The organism is Kitasatospora sp. NPDC057518, from assembly GCF_042802075.1.
Lineage (GTDB): Bacteria > Actinomycetota > Actinomycetes > Streptomycetales > Streptomycetaceae > Kitasatospora.
Map to the genome: position 1 here is coordinate 1 of NZ_JBHVEU010000006.1, position 13944 is coordinate 13944.

A 13944-nucleotide genomic window follows, 5' to 3' on the forward strand; every position below is an offset into this window, starting at 1 on the left:
CAGCGATCACCTGGCGACACGGCTCCCGCGACCACCTGACCAGCGACTTCATCGTTCTACGGGTCCGGCTGGCCGGACGCCGGCCCCGGATCGAGGAGGACGGCACCGTTCCCGCGTGCCGGCTGCCGGCCCAGTGGCCCGCCCACCTGCCGAAGCCGTCCCACCACTGGGTTTCCAACCTGCCAACGACCACTGCCCAGACCAAGACCAGCCCCGACCTAACAAAGCACTACTCGGTCCAGCGACCTTGAGTCAGCAGATGGCTTCGCTTCCCAACACGCTCACTTGACAGGGAAGGCGAGTGAGCGTCCGAGGTAGTCCCGGAGACCGCCGGCCACCCAGCGGCGGCTGTCGGTCTCGTACTCCCAGACGAAGACGTCCGGCCTCCGCGGCGTCCGCACGAAGGCGAACTGGTCGCCGCCACCGTTGTTCCCGAAGAACAGGAGTGCGTCGAACGGCATGTACAGCCGGGCGAAGGAACCGTCCGTACGGAAGTGGAGGTTCTGCTCGACGGCCCAGACGGTGTCCACGCTGGTCCGCCCGACGATTCCGTTGCTCTCCAGCAGCAACTGCCTGAGCTCGGACGGTAGTTCCTCCCCCAGCTTGCGCTCGGCCCCCGCCAGGACCGACGCGTCGGCGGGCTCCGCGAAACCGGCGTCGGGGAACGCCTCGCGGGCCGCTTGTCTCCACATGGTCCGGAAGCGTAGCCGTCCCGGACGACACGCCCGCTCAGCCGGGACCGGGTTCGTCGTGGATCGTCAGTGATCCGGCGAGGTCGAGGTCGGCGACGGTGCCGTGCGCTCCGGCGCGGACGAGCAGCACGGCGCCGAGCGCGGTGCTCCAGAACGTCCGTGCCTCCACGGCGAGCGGTCGGCGGGCCGCCCAGCCGCGGCTGTCGACGAGCTGGCCGACGAAGCGTTCGGACTGCCGGAACAGCAGCTGGAGGTGCCGGTCGACCACGGGGGCGAGTTCGGGCTTGGAGATCCCGGCGGCGAGTGCCCGCGTGACGGACGGGAGCGAGGGCATGGCCAGGACGGCGCGGGCGATGTTGCGCCGGAACGTCGCCGCGTCGGGGGCCTGGCGGCCGATGCGCTCGATCCGTCGGGCGTCGTGCAGCAGGCCGAGGAAGGCGGCGTGCACGAGCAGTGAGTCCTTGGAACCAAAGTGGTAGGTGACCTGGTTGGGGAAGACGCCTGCCGCGTTCGCGATCTCCGCGACGCTCAGCTCGGCGCCGGGCCGCTCCTTGCAGAGCTCCGCGGTCGCCTCGATCAGCCTGGTCCTCGTCGCGCGACCGCGGTCCCGCGAGCGGCCCGGGGCCGGTCGGGCTCCGGTTCGCTTCTTCTCCACGCGCTCCGGCTCCTCCACGCGCTCCTTCTCCACTCGCTCGCTCTCCATCCCGGAATTGTATGTGATACAACTTGCCCCGCATTCACTTGTATCGCATACAAGAAAGGCTGAGGAGCATGAACCGGACCGAAGTCGTCGTGACCGGACTCGGCGCGATCACCCCGCTCGGGGCCGACGTGGCGTCCACCTGGGAGGCCCTGCTCGCCGGCGCGTCGGGCCTCCGCGGGGACGTCCTGCGCGCCCACGAGGGACTCGGCCTCCCCGACACCGTCGCGGGGACGATGGCGGTGGACCCCGCCACGTTGCTGCCGCCGGTACAGGCGAGGCGGCTCGACCGCTCGCAGCAGGCGGCCCTCGCCGCGGCGGCCCAGGCCTGGGCCGACGCCGGAGCCCCGGAGGTGGACCCGGACCGGCTCGCCTCCGCGATCGGCACGGGCATCGGCGGCGTGGGCACGCTGCTGAGGGAGGACGACGTCCTGGAGACGGCCGGAGCCCGGCGCGTCTCTCCCCGTACGGTGCCGATGCTCATGCCCAATGCGGCGGCGGCACTGATCAGCATCGAGTACGGCGCGCGGGCCGGGGTCTACACGCCCGTCTCGGCGTGCTCCTCCGGGGCCGAGGCGATCGCGCTGGCGGCCCGTCTCATCCGGGCCGGCGAGGCGGACGTGGTCATCGCGGGCGGGACCGAGGCCGCGACCACCCCGATCACCGTCGCCGGGTTCGCCCGGGCCCAGGCACTGTCGGGGCACACCGCCGATCCCGCCTCGGCGTCCCGGCCGTTCGCGGCGGACCGCAGCGGATTCGTCCTCAGCGAAGGCGCCGCCGTCCTGGTGCTCGAAAGCGCCGAGCACGCCGCCGCCCGGGGCGCGCACGTCCACGCGGTGCTCGCGGGCGCCGGCATCGCCGCCGACGCCCACCACATCACAGCGCCCGCCCCCGACGGCGCCGGTCAGGTCTCCGCCATGCGCAAGGCCCTCGCCCAGGCCGGTCTGACTCCCGGGCAGATCGGTCACATCAACGCCCACGCCACCGGAACGCCGGTCGGCGACGCCGCCGAGGCGCACGCGATCAGGGAGGTCTTCGGCCGCGCCACCGTCACGGCCCCCAAGGCCGCGCTCGGCCACCTCTTCGGCGCCGCCGGCGCGATCGAGGCGCTCATCGCCGTCCTCAGCGTGGAGCACGGCGTCATCCCGCCGACCCGCAACCTCACCGCGGCGGGCATCGGCCCCGACATCGGCCTCGACGTCGTCGCGGAGCGACGGGACGTCCCCCAGGAGGCCGTGCTCAGCAACTCCTTCGGCTTCGGCGGGCAGAACGTCTCCCTCGTCGTCACCGGCGCACGGCACCGCGCGTCCCGTACGGCCCCGGCCGCGCCATGACGGACACGGACGATCGCTCCGGCCACCGCGGGACAACGGGGTACTACGGGGTGCTCCGGCAGGACGCCTGCCGCCCGAGCCAGCCGGTCGCGGCGGCGAGCGACGGATCCCCCTCCTTACGGGTGTCCACGGGCTCGTCCGGCTCGATCGGCCCCGCGTGGATCCGGCCCGTGCGGTCCGCCTCGGCGGCGCCCGTGAGCAGGACGACCGCACCGTCCGACAACCGGTGTACGGCGTTGCCGGTGGGCACCCCGTAGGTGCGCGCGCCGAAGCTACGGGTGTCCGGGCGGCCGATGAACGCGATGGCGACGGCCTCGCCCGCGCTGCCCGTCCCCGGGCCGGTGAGAACGGCGACGGGCGCGCTCGGCCACGCGTCCGCGCCGGCCCCGGGGGGCTCCGCCTGCGGGGCCCCGTCCAGGAACGGCACGCCCCCGCGCACCGACCAGACGCTGCGGGTGCCGTCCGCCGTGACGAAGGCCCCCACCGGACCGTCCCCGAGCAGCGGAGCCGCCACGGCCAGCGGCGCCCACATCCCGCCGCCGCTCTCCCGGCGGAGGTCCACCACCCAGCCGCAGGCGCTCGCCCCGGCGACGGCGGCGCGGCCGCGGGCGACGTACTCGGCGTAGGTGCGCTCCGAGCCGTTCACCGCCGGAAGGTTCAACCTGGCGATGCCGCCGGGAAGTTGTTCGACCGTCGGGGCGTCGACCGTCGCGGGGTCGGCGTCCACGGCCGCCGCCTCGCCGGGCGGGTAGAACCGGCTGTGGCCGTCCCCGAGCGCCGCCACCGCGCCGCCGACCGCCCGATGGGTGTCGGCCGCCGTCCGCGCCCCGGCCGCCCGCGCGAACGCCTCGCCCCGCAGCTTCGGCCAGTCCACCGTCGCGGTGTTCAACGACTCCCGCTGCAACAGGTCCAGCGCCTCCGACAGGTAGCCGTGCGCCTGCGCCGACATCCCCCCGGACTCCCCGGATCCCCCGGAACCTCCCGAAGCGCACCCCGCGACCAGCGCCACCGCGCCCGCCACCACCACGGCGATTCGCGCCGCTCTCATCCGCACCCCTCCCCCGGTTCGTACAGCTCCCATTCCTACCCCACGAACCGGCGAGCGGCGACGGCCGGGTGCCCCGCCTCGACCGCCGCTGCCGATACCCGATGCCGTCCCGCAGGCCCGCCGGGTCCCGCCCGGCCGAAAACCATCGTGTGCGCAGGGCCCCCCTAGATATCTCGGATGGACAGGGCGTCAGGCCGCGCGCGAGGCTTCCGGGAGGTCGGACCGGAACCATTCCCCCTACCGGAGGGATCTCCTCATGACAGCATCACCCAGGCGTCGACGGACCGTCTTCACCTCGGGGTTGGCCGCCCTCTTCGCCGTCGCCGGGTTGGGCCTCACCGCCGCCCCCGCGCAGGCCGACGCACCGCCACGCGCCACCTGCAACCCCGAGATCGAGCCGGTCTGGGACGACATCGTGACGGCCACCGTCACCCCGGTGGTCACCGAGTTCACGTCCTTCAACGTCGTCCCCGGGACGACGGGGCAGCAGCAGCAACGGCTCTCCCAGGTGACGATGATCACCACCAAGATCAACAACAGTGCCGATTTCAACCTCAGCTACAGCTCCGCCCTGGCGCAGGTCAGCTTCAAGACCGGGTTCCAGGTCGAGACCAGCCGGGCCAACACCCGGACCACGGACACCTCCCGGACGGTGAACATCAACGCCCCGGGCAACTACGGGATCTTCCGCGGGTTCCTGCGCGTCGACGGCGAGTGGACCCGCTACCTGTGCGCCCGCTCGGGCCAGGGCACCGGGTACTGGATCAAAGCCAACCCGAACGGCACCGGCTACTACACGACGTACGGGGCGGCGAGCGAGGGCGTGGTGCTCTGCTCGTACCCCGAGCCGGCCGGGACCGTCCGCGAGGCGGCCCGCCTCGAACTCTGCAAGCACTGACCCGTGACCGCGTCCCACCCAGGAGGGAAGACCATGGCGAAGTCCGGCAAGCGCTCCACCCACCGACTCGGAGCCGTGCTCGGCAGCGTCGCCTTCGTCGGCTCGCTGCTGACCGTCGCGGCGCCGGCCGCGCACGCGGCGAATCCGCTGGACGGCTTCACCTGCGAGAGCGGCGGGTACCGCATCTTCACCCCGTACACCTATGCGAGCGACCGGATGGTGCTCGGCTGGTCCCAGGCGTCGTGGGACAACGGCTCGATCATCCAGGAGCCGTGGCAGGACGCCGCCGACCGGCAGTGGACACTGTGCGGCGAGAACAATCCGACCCGGACCGACGGCAAGTACTACAAGCTGATGGACCATGCGCGCCACTGGTGCCTCGGCATCGACCGGGCCATGACCGACGACGGCAACTGGCTGATCGACGAGCCCTGCAACTACTCGCAGAGCGAGATCTTCTTCATCCAGCCGGTGCCGGGCACCAACCTGAAGGCGATCATGGCCAAGCACAGCAACCGCTGGCTCTCGGTGGACGGCTCCAACTCCGGATCCCACGTCACCCAGGGCTCCTTCAAGGCCGACCTGTTCGAGCTCCACAAGGTCTGGTAGGCACCCGCCCGACCATCCGTGGGGGCCTTCCGGCAACGGAACCCGGCCGGAAGGCCCCCACGGGCTGCCGCTCCCTGGTGGGGCCGCCGCGGATGCCGGCGACGGGGTACGGGATCAGGTCGTCGGGCAGGCCGTCCTCGGTGAACCAGCGCAGGTCCAGGCAGCCACGCTCGCTCACCTGCCGGGGTGTTCGACGGCCGAAGCCGTCAGGTGTCTAAGGTCGCGTTCCATGACGAGGACCACGCCCCCACGCCCACTCGATGTCGAGGCGCTCTTCCCGGAACTGGCCGCCCACCGGGGTACGACGACCCGGCTCCACCCGCGGCCGGGCAGCCCGCAGATGTCGGCCAGTTCGGTGGGCGGTCCGATGCTGTGGCCGGCGGACGAGCCGTGGCCGGTGTGCGGTGAGGCGCACGGCCGCGGGCGGGGTCGGCGCCTGGCCGACATCGACCGCTACCGGCGGACCCTGGCTGCCGCATGGGTCCGGGAAGAGAATCCGGGCCCCACGGCGGAGGAACGAGAGCTCCTGACAGAGCTGAGCCGCGAGCACCGGCTCTCCGATGTGTCGGAGACGGATCCGCTGCCGATGATCGGCCTGGCGCAGCTGTACCGCCGGGATGTCCCCGACCTGCCGGAGGGGCCGGACGGCTGCGACCTGTTGCAGGTGTTCTGGTGCCCCTTCAACGCCCATGGCCCGAACCGGTACGACTTCGAGCTGCACCTCCACTGGCGGCGGTCGTCGGAGGTCGGCGAAGTGCTGACGACTCAGCCGCAGCCGCTGGTCGTCGAATCGGACAGGTTCGTTCCCGAGCCCTGCGTCCTGCACCCGGAGCAGGTGGCCACGTACCCGTTCGCCGGCCTGCTGCCCGAGGACCTGTGCGCCCGGCTCGACGCTTGGGACGAAGCGCAGGAGGAGGCCGCCAGGTCCACGGACGGGCGCTCCGTACAGCCGATCGGCTACCAGTACGACCTGTCCGTCCCGCCCGGCTGGCGCGTCGGCGGCTTCGCCTCCTGGCACGCGACGGACCCCTACCCGATGGACTGCCAGACCTGCGGGACACCGATGCACCTTCTGCTGACCATCGACAGCTCGGAGTGGGACGGCGGCAGCGGCAGCTGGAAGCCACTGGAAGACCGAGACCTACCCACCCATCGGTCCGCCACCCCCACCGGAATCACCGTCGGCCGATTCGGCGAGCTCAACACCTTCGCCTGCCCGAACGATCCCGGACATCCGCACCGCTGGAGCATCCAGTAGCCCACGGGCGGCGGCCCGTCGGCCCGGACCTCGAGCGGCGCCGCGGCGTCTGCTTCGTCAGTCCGAATACAGCGCCGCCAGGCGTGGCAGCCGTCGGCTCAGCTGGTCACCGTCACCGAAGTCGAAGTTCCAGGCCGGGTCCAGCGGCGGGTACGGAACGGTGAGGGCCTCGTCGGGGAGGTCCTCACCGGTGGCTTCCCGGTAGGCGCGCCAGGCGATGCTCAGGGCTTCTTCACATTCGATGTCGATCCCGTCGGCGGCGTACGCCTGTACGGCCGGGAGCGCGGCGAGCCGGTCCGGGTCGGTGATGACGCTGTCGAAGGTCGTACGGCCCTGTGTGATCAGCCAACCGCGGAAGTAGTCGAAACCGTCGTCGGAGCAACCGCCGTTGATCAGGTAGGCGGCGCCCCACAGCGGAGCCCGGTACGAGTCGGCCATCAGGTTCCGCAGGACCTGCTCGGCGGCGACGATCTCCCCGGCGGGGCGGAGCGCGAGTAGCGCGCCGGCCCGGATCGCGACAGCGTGGCCGTTGTCCGGGTCCGGCACTCGCGAGCGGGCTTCCTCGATCAGGTTCCAGAACTGCTGGGTGTCCATGGTGGTTGAGCATCGCACCGGACTCTGACAGCACGGCCAGGAGACGGAGCGTGCCCGCTGCGGCGGACCGCCCGACCAGGAGCGGACGCCTCTCCAAGGGCTGGAAGCCGTCCGGCCGGGCGCCCGGCTCCCGACGTCACGGGAGGCTGGTTCGTGAATCTCCGCCCGGTCCTGAGTCGTTGGCGACTCCACACCAGTGCCGCGTTGGAACGCTCCTTCACAGGCGGGGTGATGATGGCATGGCGCGGGTGGCGAGGTGGACCATGAGGCGCCCGGGCTACGGGTCGAGCCGCCGCTCGTACGGGCCCGCTCCACCGACGGGCGTCAGCGCAGTGCGATGACCTGGCCGGGCAGGAGCAGGTCGGGGTCGTCGCCGATGGTGTCCTGGTTGAGTTCGTAGAGGGCGGGCCAGCCGCCGTCCGTGGCGAAGGCCTCGGCGATGCCGCCGAGGGTGTCGCCGGGTTCCACGGTCCAGGTGTCCGGGCAGTCCTCCTCGTCGTCCGTGCAGACCGGAGCGGGGGCGTCGGCGTGGGATGGCGGGGTGGCGGAGGCATGGGGCCGAGTGTGCGCCGGCCGGTGGCTGCCGGTGTGAGCGGCCGGGTGGTCGCCGCCGTGTGCGGCACGGGCTCCGCAGGCGGGCCACGGGGTCAGGCCGCGGCGCTCGGCGAGGTGTTCGGCCACGGCGATCTGCTGTTCGCGGGTCGCCCGGTCCGCGCGCGGCGCGTAGGCGAGGCCGCCGTTCGAGCGCCAGGTCCCGCTGTCGAACTGCAGCCCCCCGTAGTAGCCGTTGCCGGTGTCGGCCTGCCAGCGCCCTCCGCTCTCGCACCTGGCGACGGCATCCCAGTCCACTCCCGTTCGGACCCCCGCGCTCGCCGCGGCGGCGGACGCTGTTGCCGTACCGCCGGCGATGGCGACGGCGAGCAGGGACAGCAGAACGACGACCAGGCGACGGGCCACGGACAGCGGTGACATGAACGCTCCGTACTCCGGGAACAGGGACCGGGCACCGAAGTGCCCCTCCCACCCATGCACCTGACGCCCTCGACGAGCAGGAGCGCAGCGCCGATCTCGCTCGACCGGCGGCTCGACACCACTCGAACGCGCGACCGGGCTACCGGGCCGGGCGATCGCCCGAGCGGGCCCGGAGCGCCTCCTCGCGCCGTCCGGGTGGGCCACTCGTGATCCACGGCGGGGAAGGCTGGTGCGGACTGACGGTGTGGTGGCAATGGAGTGGTGCGGCGGGCGAAACGGGGTCGATGCGGGGCACGCCGACCAGGCCAGGGCGCGGTCTCCAGCCGGGGAGTCCAGCCACTCGCGAGCATCGCCTGAAGGCGGTCGCCGTCCGAGGCCGGCTCCGGCACCTACTCGCGCGGTTGCTCGGCGCACCAGCGGTTCAGCGGGCGGCCGTTGACGTACAGCCGGCCCGTACCGGACGCGTGGTCGGACCTTGAGGATGTGCACCACCGGGCAGGTGATGCCGGGGACGCCGGGCCGTGAGCGTACGGCGTCCGCTCATTGCCCTGGTGTTCCACGCGAAGATCATGTGGAACACCAGGACAGGACTCTTCCCATAGGCCATGGCTCTCGGTCCCTCGGCCGCCTCCGCCATGAGTCGCAGGAAACGCAGGAAGCGGCAGTGCTGGTCACGGCCCTCGAAGCGTGGCCGTGACCAGCACGTTGACAGCGGGCTAGTAGAGCGTGATGGAGCTCGCCCTGTCGTTCACCCCCCACGGGACGTTCACCGGCGAGCCGAACGGGCCGGAGCCGACCAGGTACCCGGTGAAGTCGGAGCCGTCGAACAGACTCAGGGTGCCGCCACTCCGGTTCCAGAAGGAGCTCACCTTGTTGTCCAAACCGTAGTTGGCGAGCTTGAAGGACCCGGCGCTGGGCACCTCCCAGATCAGGCCGCCGCCGTTGGTGTCGGTGAACAGGCACGCCTGGGTGTGCAGGCAGTTGTCCCACACCGTGGCCAGGGAGTCGCCGCTGACGGCGATCGGGTAGATCACGGTGGGGGAGCCGCTCCGCTCTCCGACGGCGGCCTGGGCCGTGGCGGTACCGGTCGCGGAGGCGAGCATCAGGACGGCGCTGGCCGCGGCCAGGGCGAAGTGCTTGCGCATGTGTCTCCTCATTCCTGTCGGTCTTGCGGTTGGGAGCGTTGTTCACACGCGGTGCTCCGGACGATCCGAGCGGGGCCCTCGGCTCCTGCCGAACGGTGTCGCCGATGCGGCGGGCCGGCGGTGCTCGTCACTCCCCCGTGGCGTCGGGCCGTTCGCGGTGCGGTCGGCCCCGTTCGTAGGCGGAGCCGGCCGTACCGCGGGACCTTCCACGTTGTCCGAAGTGCCGGTGGTAGCTCCACACTGCGGCCTGTTGGATTGTCCATCTACAAGAACTGGCCGAGGCCCAGGTGAGCGGCGGACAACCCGGCTTGGCCGCGGACACGGCCATGGGACCGGGTCCGGCCGCGTGGCAGCCGGCCGTCGACGGGGCCCAGCGGAGCTCCGGCAGTCCCGGCTGCGGGAAGCGACGCGTTGTCTGGCCGAGGTACGGTCCCACCAGGCAGAGCGCCGACGAGGTGCGGCAGGCAGCGCGGTCGGAGCAGGACGCCGTCGGGCCACTGGTCGATCAGGAGCGTCTGCGGGCCCGGACCGACGACGGTCTGGAGCCGGGCACCGAGCCGGTGGTGGCGGACGGGGTACGGGCGCACCTGGCGGTGCTGCGGCGGCTGGAGGCCGAGCTGGTGACGGCGCGGGCGGCCCTGATCGGCCAGCTCCGGGAAGTGTGAGCCGGATGGTTCCCGCCCTAGCGCCTCCGGGATTGTCCGCGGTGAGCTGGTCGAAGTCACGGACAATCGCAGGGGCCGGGAGGAAGGCCTGCAGGTCCAGCAGTTTCCCTGCGGGGACTACCCGGACCGCTACTGGGACTACGGCCCATGCCGACGACCGACTCGTCACCAGGGGCATTGGCGCCCTCGTCGGCCGGGTCACCGCGGGCATACAGGTCGAGGACCGCGCAGTGGATCAGCTCGTGTGCAGGCCGGTGGTGGTCGGCGGGGCGGATCGTCTCGACGGCGTCGACGACCAAGTCCTTGGAGCACATCATCGAACCGGGGGACGATCTGCTCGATGACCGGGTCGTACGCCACCTCGAAGGGCCGAGGCCGGGTGGCAGTGGTCGGGAGCCCGAGTGCCACCCGGGGCTCGATCCCGCAGTCGGACCCCGGGGACGATGGATGCCACCTATTCCGACTGTCCGTCAAAACTCTGGTGTGTTGGGCTTGTTCGGGCTCGTCGTTTACGCTGGGCGGCGGTTCGATCACGCAACTGGTGTGTCTGAGGGGGCTGAGACGATGGCAGGGTTCCGAGTGAATCCGCAGGACCTGCGCGACGCGTCGAAGAGCGGCTACGCGGTGGCGAAGGGCATCCAGCAGGACTGGGCGGAGGCGTTCGGCCACGCGCCGCCGGTCCTGGGCCTGCCGAACTGGTCTTTCGAAGGAGCGGCCCAGGCCGCCCTCCACGACCTGGGTGAGCACATTGACCGCATCACCACCAGAACCCTGGCGGAGGCGGCCGGCAACCTGTCCATCATCGCCAGGAGTTACGAGAACACGGACAACGGCGCCGCCTCGACGGTCGACGGCGCCGGGGCGCAGACCGGGACAGGGGGGCAGGGCTGATGCCGCACTACTGGGGAATGATCAAGGAAGCCGATGTCGGCACGCTCAGGACGGCCGTCCAGGTCCTGACGACCTTCGAGGGCAGGTACAAGCAGCAGGTCACCGCCTGGCAGACGATGCAGCGCACCCTCGCCTCCTCGTCCTGGCACGGCCAGGCCTCGGACGCGACCACCACCGCGCTCCAGAACCGCACCAACCAACTGCTGCTCGTCGACCAGTTCATCGAGGACCTGCGCCGGATGCTGACCGACGGCATCGACAGCGTCCTCCTCCTGCAGGCACGCCAGCAGACGCTCATCACACGGGCGACCGGCAACTGCCTGGAGATCGTCGCCGCCGACGTGAACGCCACACCGGTGGTGCGCGTCCTGCCGCCCGACCAGCACGCCCGCAACGACCCCGAGTGGCGCAAGGAGGTGGAGGCCGCCCGGGACCGCCTCGTGACGGACATCGACGCCCTGTGCACCTCCGCCCGGGGCGACGACGACCGCCTCGCCCGTGCCCTGGCCGCCTTCGACTACATCGCCAAGCAAGACGGGGACTACTACCCGGAGAAGGTCGCCGAGATCACCAAGGCCGTCGCCGAACTCGACCGGATGCCGGGCGGCGGCGTAGGGAGCGGCGGCGGCAACCCCGAATCCAACCGGGCGTGGTGGGACTCCCTGCCCGAGGCCACCCGGCAGCAGCTCATCCAGGACCGCCCCGGCTGGATCGGGTCCCTGGACGGCGTGCCCGCCGAGGTCCGTGACCAGGCCAACCGGGCCTGGCTGCCCCAGCTCCGCGAGGAGATGGCGCGAGAACTCACCGGCCCCCCTTCGCAGAACATCACCCAGGCGAACCTGGACGGCCTCGACGCCCTCCAGAAGCAGATCGACACCCCCGGCGTTCCGCCCCAGCTCCTGCTCAGCGTGGACGACCCCCGCTCGGTGTCCCACGTCCCGGGCGCCGTCCTCGCCTACGGCAACCCCGACACCGCCACCCACATCGCCGCCTACGTCCCGCCCGACCCCGCGGTGGGGACCCTTCCCGCGGACGCCGCCGCCGCACGCAACCTGGCCGTCGCAGCCGGGAAAGCGGACCCGACGAAACCGACCGCGAGCATCGTCTTCACGAACCTCGGCCCGGCCGGCGACCCGTACCAGACCCCCACCGCCTCACTCAGCCCGCTGCGCGACGGCGGCCAGACCATCCACGGCACGTACAACGGACTGCGGGCCTCCCACCGCGACGGCAACGCCACCCTGAGCGAGGTCGCCGCCCCCGCCGACGGCTCCGGGCTCGCCGTCGCCAGCACTCCCCTCGCCGACACGGGCAGGCCCGGGTGGAGCTTCACCACCGACTCCATCGTCGCCAGGACACCGGGCGGCCCCGACGACCCGTCCTCCCGCCACACCGCCGCCAACGCCATCGTCGGGCGCCGGTAACGGCCCCGGGAACAACGGCCCGGGTGTCACACGGTCCGCCTATCCTCGCGGTATGAGCTTCAGGGGGTACTGGGTCGTGATGCCGGTGCCCGTCGACGTGGTCGCCGACGTGGCCCCGGTGTTCACGCCCCTGATCGACGCCCAGGCGGCGGCAGGCCGCGAGGGGCTGGAGCGGTGGCGCCACGAAAGCCCGGGACGACCGGACGTGACGGAGCTTCACGACCTGGCCGCCCCCTACCTCCTCGACGACCACCTCGACGTGCTCTTCGGGATCTGGGGCACCCACGAGGCGGCCGACCCGTTCCTGGAGTCCTCCTGCCGCAAGGGCTACCCCGCCGTCGGCCTCGCCCACGCGCTCCGAGCCGAGCGGTTCCTCGCCCTGCCCGGCTGGTTCGGCCACTTCGTCCTCACCCCGCAGGAGGTCCGCGCCACGCTCCCCGCCGTCCAGGCCGCACTCGACCTGACACCCGACCAGCGCAGCACCGTGGAGCAGCGCCTGTACGACATCCTGGACGAAGTCTCGGAAGAGGACGCCGCCGCCCTGCTCGACGACCTCGTACCGGTCTGGCGAAGAGCCGCCGCTACCGGCCAGGGCCTCATCGGCGCCCAGGCCGTCCCTTGCTGAACACACCTGCCACCAGCGGCTGTTGACAGGATCGGGCCGCATGAGCCACATGCGGTGCGGAGAAGGCCGCAGGCAAGCCTCCGCACTGGCGGGGCCGATGGGGCGTCGTGGTCGGTGCGGTGTGCGGACCGGCGGGCCACAGGTCCGCGCTGGCGCGCACCGCGGCGGGAGGGCCCGGCAGCGGTGCTGAGCCGCAGTCCGCCGACGGGCGCCTGTACCGGCAGCGGCATTCGGGGTCACCCGAGATCAGAGGTCGCCGCCGTAGATCGCGGCGTCGCCGGACCCCTCGTACGGGCCGTAGTCGCTGCCGGTGCGGGCGACGGTCTCCCGGGCCCCGCGCCCGCCGAGGAGCGCGGCCCGGGCGGCGAAGTCCGGCAGCAGCAGGCGCAGCGCCCGGCGTCCGTACAGCGCGGTCAGCAGTCCTGCCCCGTCAGGCTCCGATGGTGTGCCACCTGATGTCGCCGCCCCGTTCAGGGGGTGCCGGCGGCGCAGCTCGCGAAGCAGCCTGTGTCCGGCGAGGGTGCGGGCCGGAGCGCAGAGCAGTATGAGCGGGAGTACGGTCATGGGCAGTCCTGTCCACCAGGCGCCCCGGGCGGTGGCGAACGCGCCCGTGGCGCACGTGGCCGCAGCCAGCACGCTGGATGTGGCCAGCCGGGCCGGACCGCAGCGCAGGCCGCGGCGGACCAGGTCGGTGCGGGTCTCCTCGCGGGCCCGCCGCACAGGTGGGGTGGTCACGGCGTCGGCCCAGGACAGGTCCCGGCCGAACGCCGTCCGCGCTGCCCGGTGCAGTGGGGTTGTGTCCTGCGCGGAGTGGGCGTGCACCACCCGCCGCAGGCGGCCGCGTCGGTCGGTGTCGAGCACCCCCGCGAGGTGCAGCTCGACGACGACCACGACCAGTGCGGCCTTCGACCCCCCACGTACCCCCGCGATCGCCGCGGCTGTCAGGCCGTCAGCCCTCCCCCGAGCCGGGTGCCATCGCAGCAGCCCCGCCCCGAGGAGCGCGGCCACCGCGCACACCACACCGACCGATCCCATCAAGCCCCCTGAAGCACGGACCACCCGACGGCCCACCCCCGGCCACCGTTCCCG

15 protein-coding genes and 1 pseudogene are annotated in these 13944 nt (G+C 72.3%); 9 read left to right on the forward strand and 7 right to left on the reverse strand.

The window, feature by feature from the left end; genetic code table 11:
* Positions 1-251: pseudogene (locus ACFU7Z_RS01240) on the forward strand (hypothetical protein); the annotation flags it as partial.
* A 30-nt stretch (positions 252-281) separates the two neighbouring features.
* Here the strand turns inward: ACFU7Z_RS01240 and ACFU7Z_RS01245 are convergent.
* Together ACFU7Z_RS01245 and ACFU7Z_RS01250 are read right to left on the reverse strand one after the other, a co-directional pair.
* Positions 282-692, reverse strand: coding sequence for an SMI1/KNR4 family protein (locus tag ACFU7Z_RS01245; protein ID WP_380775152.1), 411 nt, complete (start codon positions 690-692; stop codon positions 282-284).
* A gap of 37 nt (positions 693-729) precedes the next feature.
* A complete protein-coding gene (locus tag ACFU7Z_RS01250; RefSeq protein ID WP_380775154.1) occupies positions 730-1395 on the reverse strand; it encodes a TetR/AcrR family transcriptional regulator C-terminal domain-containing protein in 666 nt (221 codons plus the stop codon).
* A gap of 68 nt (positions 1396-1463) precedes the next feature.
* On the opposite strand from ACFU7Z_RS01250, the gene ACFU7Z_RS01255 reads away from it, so the two are divergent.
* Positions 1464-2726: a beta-ketoacyl-[acyl-carrier-protein] synthase family protein gene (locus ACFU7Z_RS01255; RefSeq protein WP_380775156.1), complete on the forward strand. Its 1263-nt coding sequence runs from the start codon at positions 1464-1466 to the stop codon at positions 2724-2726.
* Positions 2727-2769: 43 nt separating this feature from the next.
* On the opposite strand, the gene ACFU7Z_RS01260 is transcribed toward ACFU7Z_RS01255, so the two are convergent.
* Complete coding sequence (locus tag ACFU7Z_RS01260) at positions 2770-3675, reverse strand: S41 family peptidase (RefSeq protein ID WP_380775158.1); 906 nt, start codon at positions 3673-3675, stop codon at positions 2770-2772.
* 355 nt (positions 3676-4030) lie between these two features.
* Here ACFU7Z_RS01260 and ACFU7Z_RS01265 point away from each other — a divergent pair, with 355 nt between their 5' ends.
* The 3 genes from ACFU7Z_RS01265 (at position 4031) to ACFU7Z_RS01275 (ending at position 6539) form a co-directional block, all read left to right on the forward strand.
* On the forward strand, positions 4031-4672 hold the full coding sequence (locus ACFU7Z_RS01265; RefSeq protein ID WP_143204585.1) for a hypothetical protein: 642 nt from the start codon (positions 4031-4033) through the stop codon (positions 4670-4672).
* Between the two features lie 33 nt (positions 4673-4705).
* Positions 4706-5281: an RICIN domain-containing protein gene (locus ACFU7Z_RS01270; protein WP_380775160.1), complete on the forward strand. Its 576-nt coding sequence runs from the start codon at positions 4706-4708 to the stop codon at positions 5279-5281.
* Between the two features lie 229 nt (positions 5282-5510).
* Positions 5511-6539: a hypothetical protein gene (locus ACFU7Z_RS01275; RefSeq protein ID WP_380775162.1), complete on the forward strand. Its 1029-nt coding sequence runs from the start codon at positions 5511-5513 to the stop codon at positions 6537-6539.
* Between the two features lie 57 nt (positions 6540-6596).
* Here the strand turns inward: ACFU7Z_RS01275 and ACFU7Z_RS01280 are convergent, their stop codons facing one another.
* From ACFU7Z_RS01280 to ACFU7Z_RS01290, 3 genes are all read right to left on the reverse strand, one after another.
* On the reverse strand, positions 6597-7133 hold the full coding sequence (locus tag ACFU7Z_RS01280) for a DUF4240 domain-containing protein (protein ID WP_380775164.1): 537 nt from the start codon (positions 7131-7133) through the stop codon (positions 6597-6599).
* A 324-nt stretch (positions 7134-7457) separates the two neighbouring features.
* Positions 7458-8105 carry a transglycosylase family protein gene (locus tag ACFU7Z_RS01285; RefSeq protein WP_380775166.1) on the reverse strand — a complete coding sequence of 216 codons (648 nt, stop codon included), beginning with the start codon at positions 8103-8105 and terminating at the stop codon, positions 7458-7460.
* Positions 8106-8821: 716 nt separating this feature from the next.
* On the reverse strand, positions 8822-9250 hold the full coding sequence (locus tag ACFU7Z_RS01290) for a peptidase inhibitor family I36 protein (RefSeq protein ID WP_380743360.1): 429 nt from the start codon (positions 9248-9250) through the stop codon (positions 8822-8824).
* 455 nt (positions 9251-9705) lie between these two features.
* Between ACFU7Z_RS01290 and ACFU7Z_RS01295 the strand changes: the two genes are divergently transcribed.
* From ACFU7Z_RS01295 to ACFU7Z_RS01310, 4 genes are all read left to right on the forward strand, one after another.
* The gene (locus tag ACFU7Z_RS01295; protein ID WP_380743358.1) at positions 9706-9915 is read left to right on the forward strand and encodes a hypothetical protein; all 210 of its coding nucleotides are present in this window, start codon (positions 9706-9708) and stop codon (positions 9913-9915) included.
* 564 nt (positions 9916-10479) lie between these two features.
* Entirely contained in the window at positions 10480-10806 is a 327-nt protein-coding gene (locus tag ACFU7Z_RS01300) for a hypothetical protein (protein ID WP_143204587.1), read from the forward strand.
* 17 nt (positions 10807-10823) lie between these two features.
* On the forward strand, positions 10824-12230 hold the full coding sequence (locus ACFU7Z_RS01305; protein ID WP_380775168.1) for a hypothetical protein: 1407 nt from the start codon (positions 10824-10826) through the stop codon (positions 12228-12230).
* Positions 12231-12282: 52 nt separating this feature from the next.
* A complete protein-coding gene (locus ACFU7Z_RS01310) occupies positions 12283-12855 on the forward strand; it encodes a hypothetical protein (RefSeq protein ID WP_380775170.1) in 573 nt (190 codons plus the stop codon).
* A 246-nt stretch (positions 12856-13101) separates the two neighbouring features.
* Here the strand turns inward: ACFU7Z_RS01310 and ACFU7Z_RS01315 are convergent, their stop codons facing one another.
* Positions 13102-13890, reverse strand: a complete 789-nt coding sequence (locus ACFU7Z_RS01315; protein WP_380775173.1) for a TIGR04222 domain-containing membrane protein — start codon at positions 13888-13890, stop codon at positions 13102-13104.
* Positions 13891-13944: the final 54 nt, after the last annotated feature.

Excerpts from the sequence above, each read along its gene's own strand:
- ACFU7Z_RS01245 (WP_380775152.1), bottom strand. The coding sequence starts at position 692 with ATGTGGAGACAAGCGGCCCGCGAGGCGTTCCCCGACGCCGGTTTCGCG.
- ACFU7Z_RS01250 (WP_380775154.1), bottom strand. The coding sequence starts at position 1,395 with ATGGAGAGCGAGCGAGTGGAGAAGGAGCGCGTGGAGGAGCCGGAGCGC.
- ACFU7Z_RS01255 (WP_380775156.1), top strand. The coding sequence starts at position 1,464 with ATGAACCGGACCGAAGTCGTCGTGACCGGACTCGGCGCGATCACCCCG.
- ACFU7Z_RS01260 (WP_380775158.1), bottom strand. The coding sequence starts at position 3,675 with ATGTCGGCGCAGGCGCACGGCTACCTGTCGGAGGCGCTGGACCTGTTG.
- ACFU7Z_RS01265 (WP_143204585.1), top strand. The coding sequence starts at position 4,031 with ATGACAGCATCACCCAGGCGTCGACGGACCGTCTTCACCTCGGGGTTG.
- ACFU7Z_RS01270 (WP_380775160.1), top strand. The coding sequence starts at position 4,706 with ATGGCGAAGTCCGGCAAGCGCTCCACCCACCGACTCGGAGCCGTGCTC.
- ACFU7Z_RS01275 (WP_380775162.1), top strand. The coding sequence starts at position 5,511 with ATGACGAGGACCACGCCCCCACGCCCACTCGATGTCGAGGCGCTCTTC.
- ACFU7Z_RS01280 (WP_380775164.1), bottom strand. The coding sequence starts at position 7,133 with ATGGACACCCAGCAGTTCTGGAACCTGATCGAGGAAGCCCGCTCGCGA.
- ACFU7Z_RS01285 (WP_380775166.1), bottom strand. The coding sequence starts at position 8,105 with ATGTCACCGCTGTCCGTGGCCCGTCGCCTGGTCGTCGTTCTGCTGTCC.
- ACFU7Z_RS01290 (WP_380743360.1), bottom strand. The coding sequence starts at position 9,250 with ATGCGCAAGCACTTCGCCCTGGCCGCGGCCAGCGCCGTCCTGATGCTC.
- ACFU7Z_RS01300 (WP_143204587.1), top strand. The coding sequence starts at position 10,480 with ATGGCAGGGTTCCGAGTGAATCCGCAGGACCTGCGCGACGCGTCGAAG.
- ACFU7Z_RS01305 (WP_380775168.1), top strand. The coding sequence starts at position 10,824 with ATGATCAAGGAAGCCGATGTCGGCACGCTCAGGACGGCCGTCCAGGTC.
- ACFU7Z_RS01310 (WP_380775170.1), top strand. The coding sequence starts at position 12,283 with ATGAGCTTCAGGGGGTACTGGGTCGTGATGCCGGTGCCCGTCGACGTG.
- ACFU7Z_RS01315 (WP_380775173.1), bottom strand. The coding sequence starts at position 13,890 with ATGGGATCGGTCGGTGTGGTGTGCGCGGTGGCCGCGCTCCTCGGGGCG.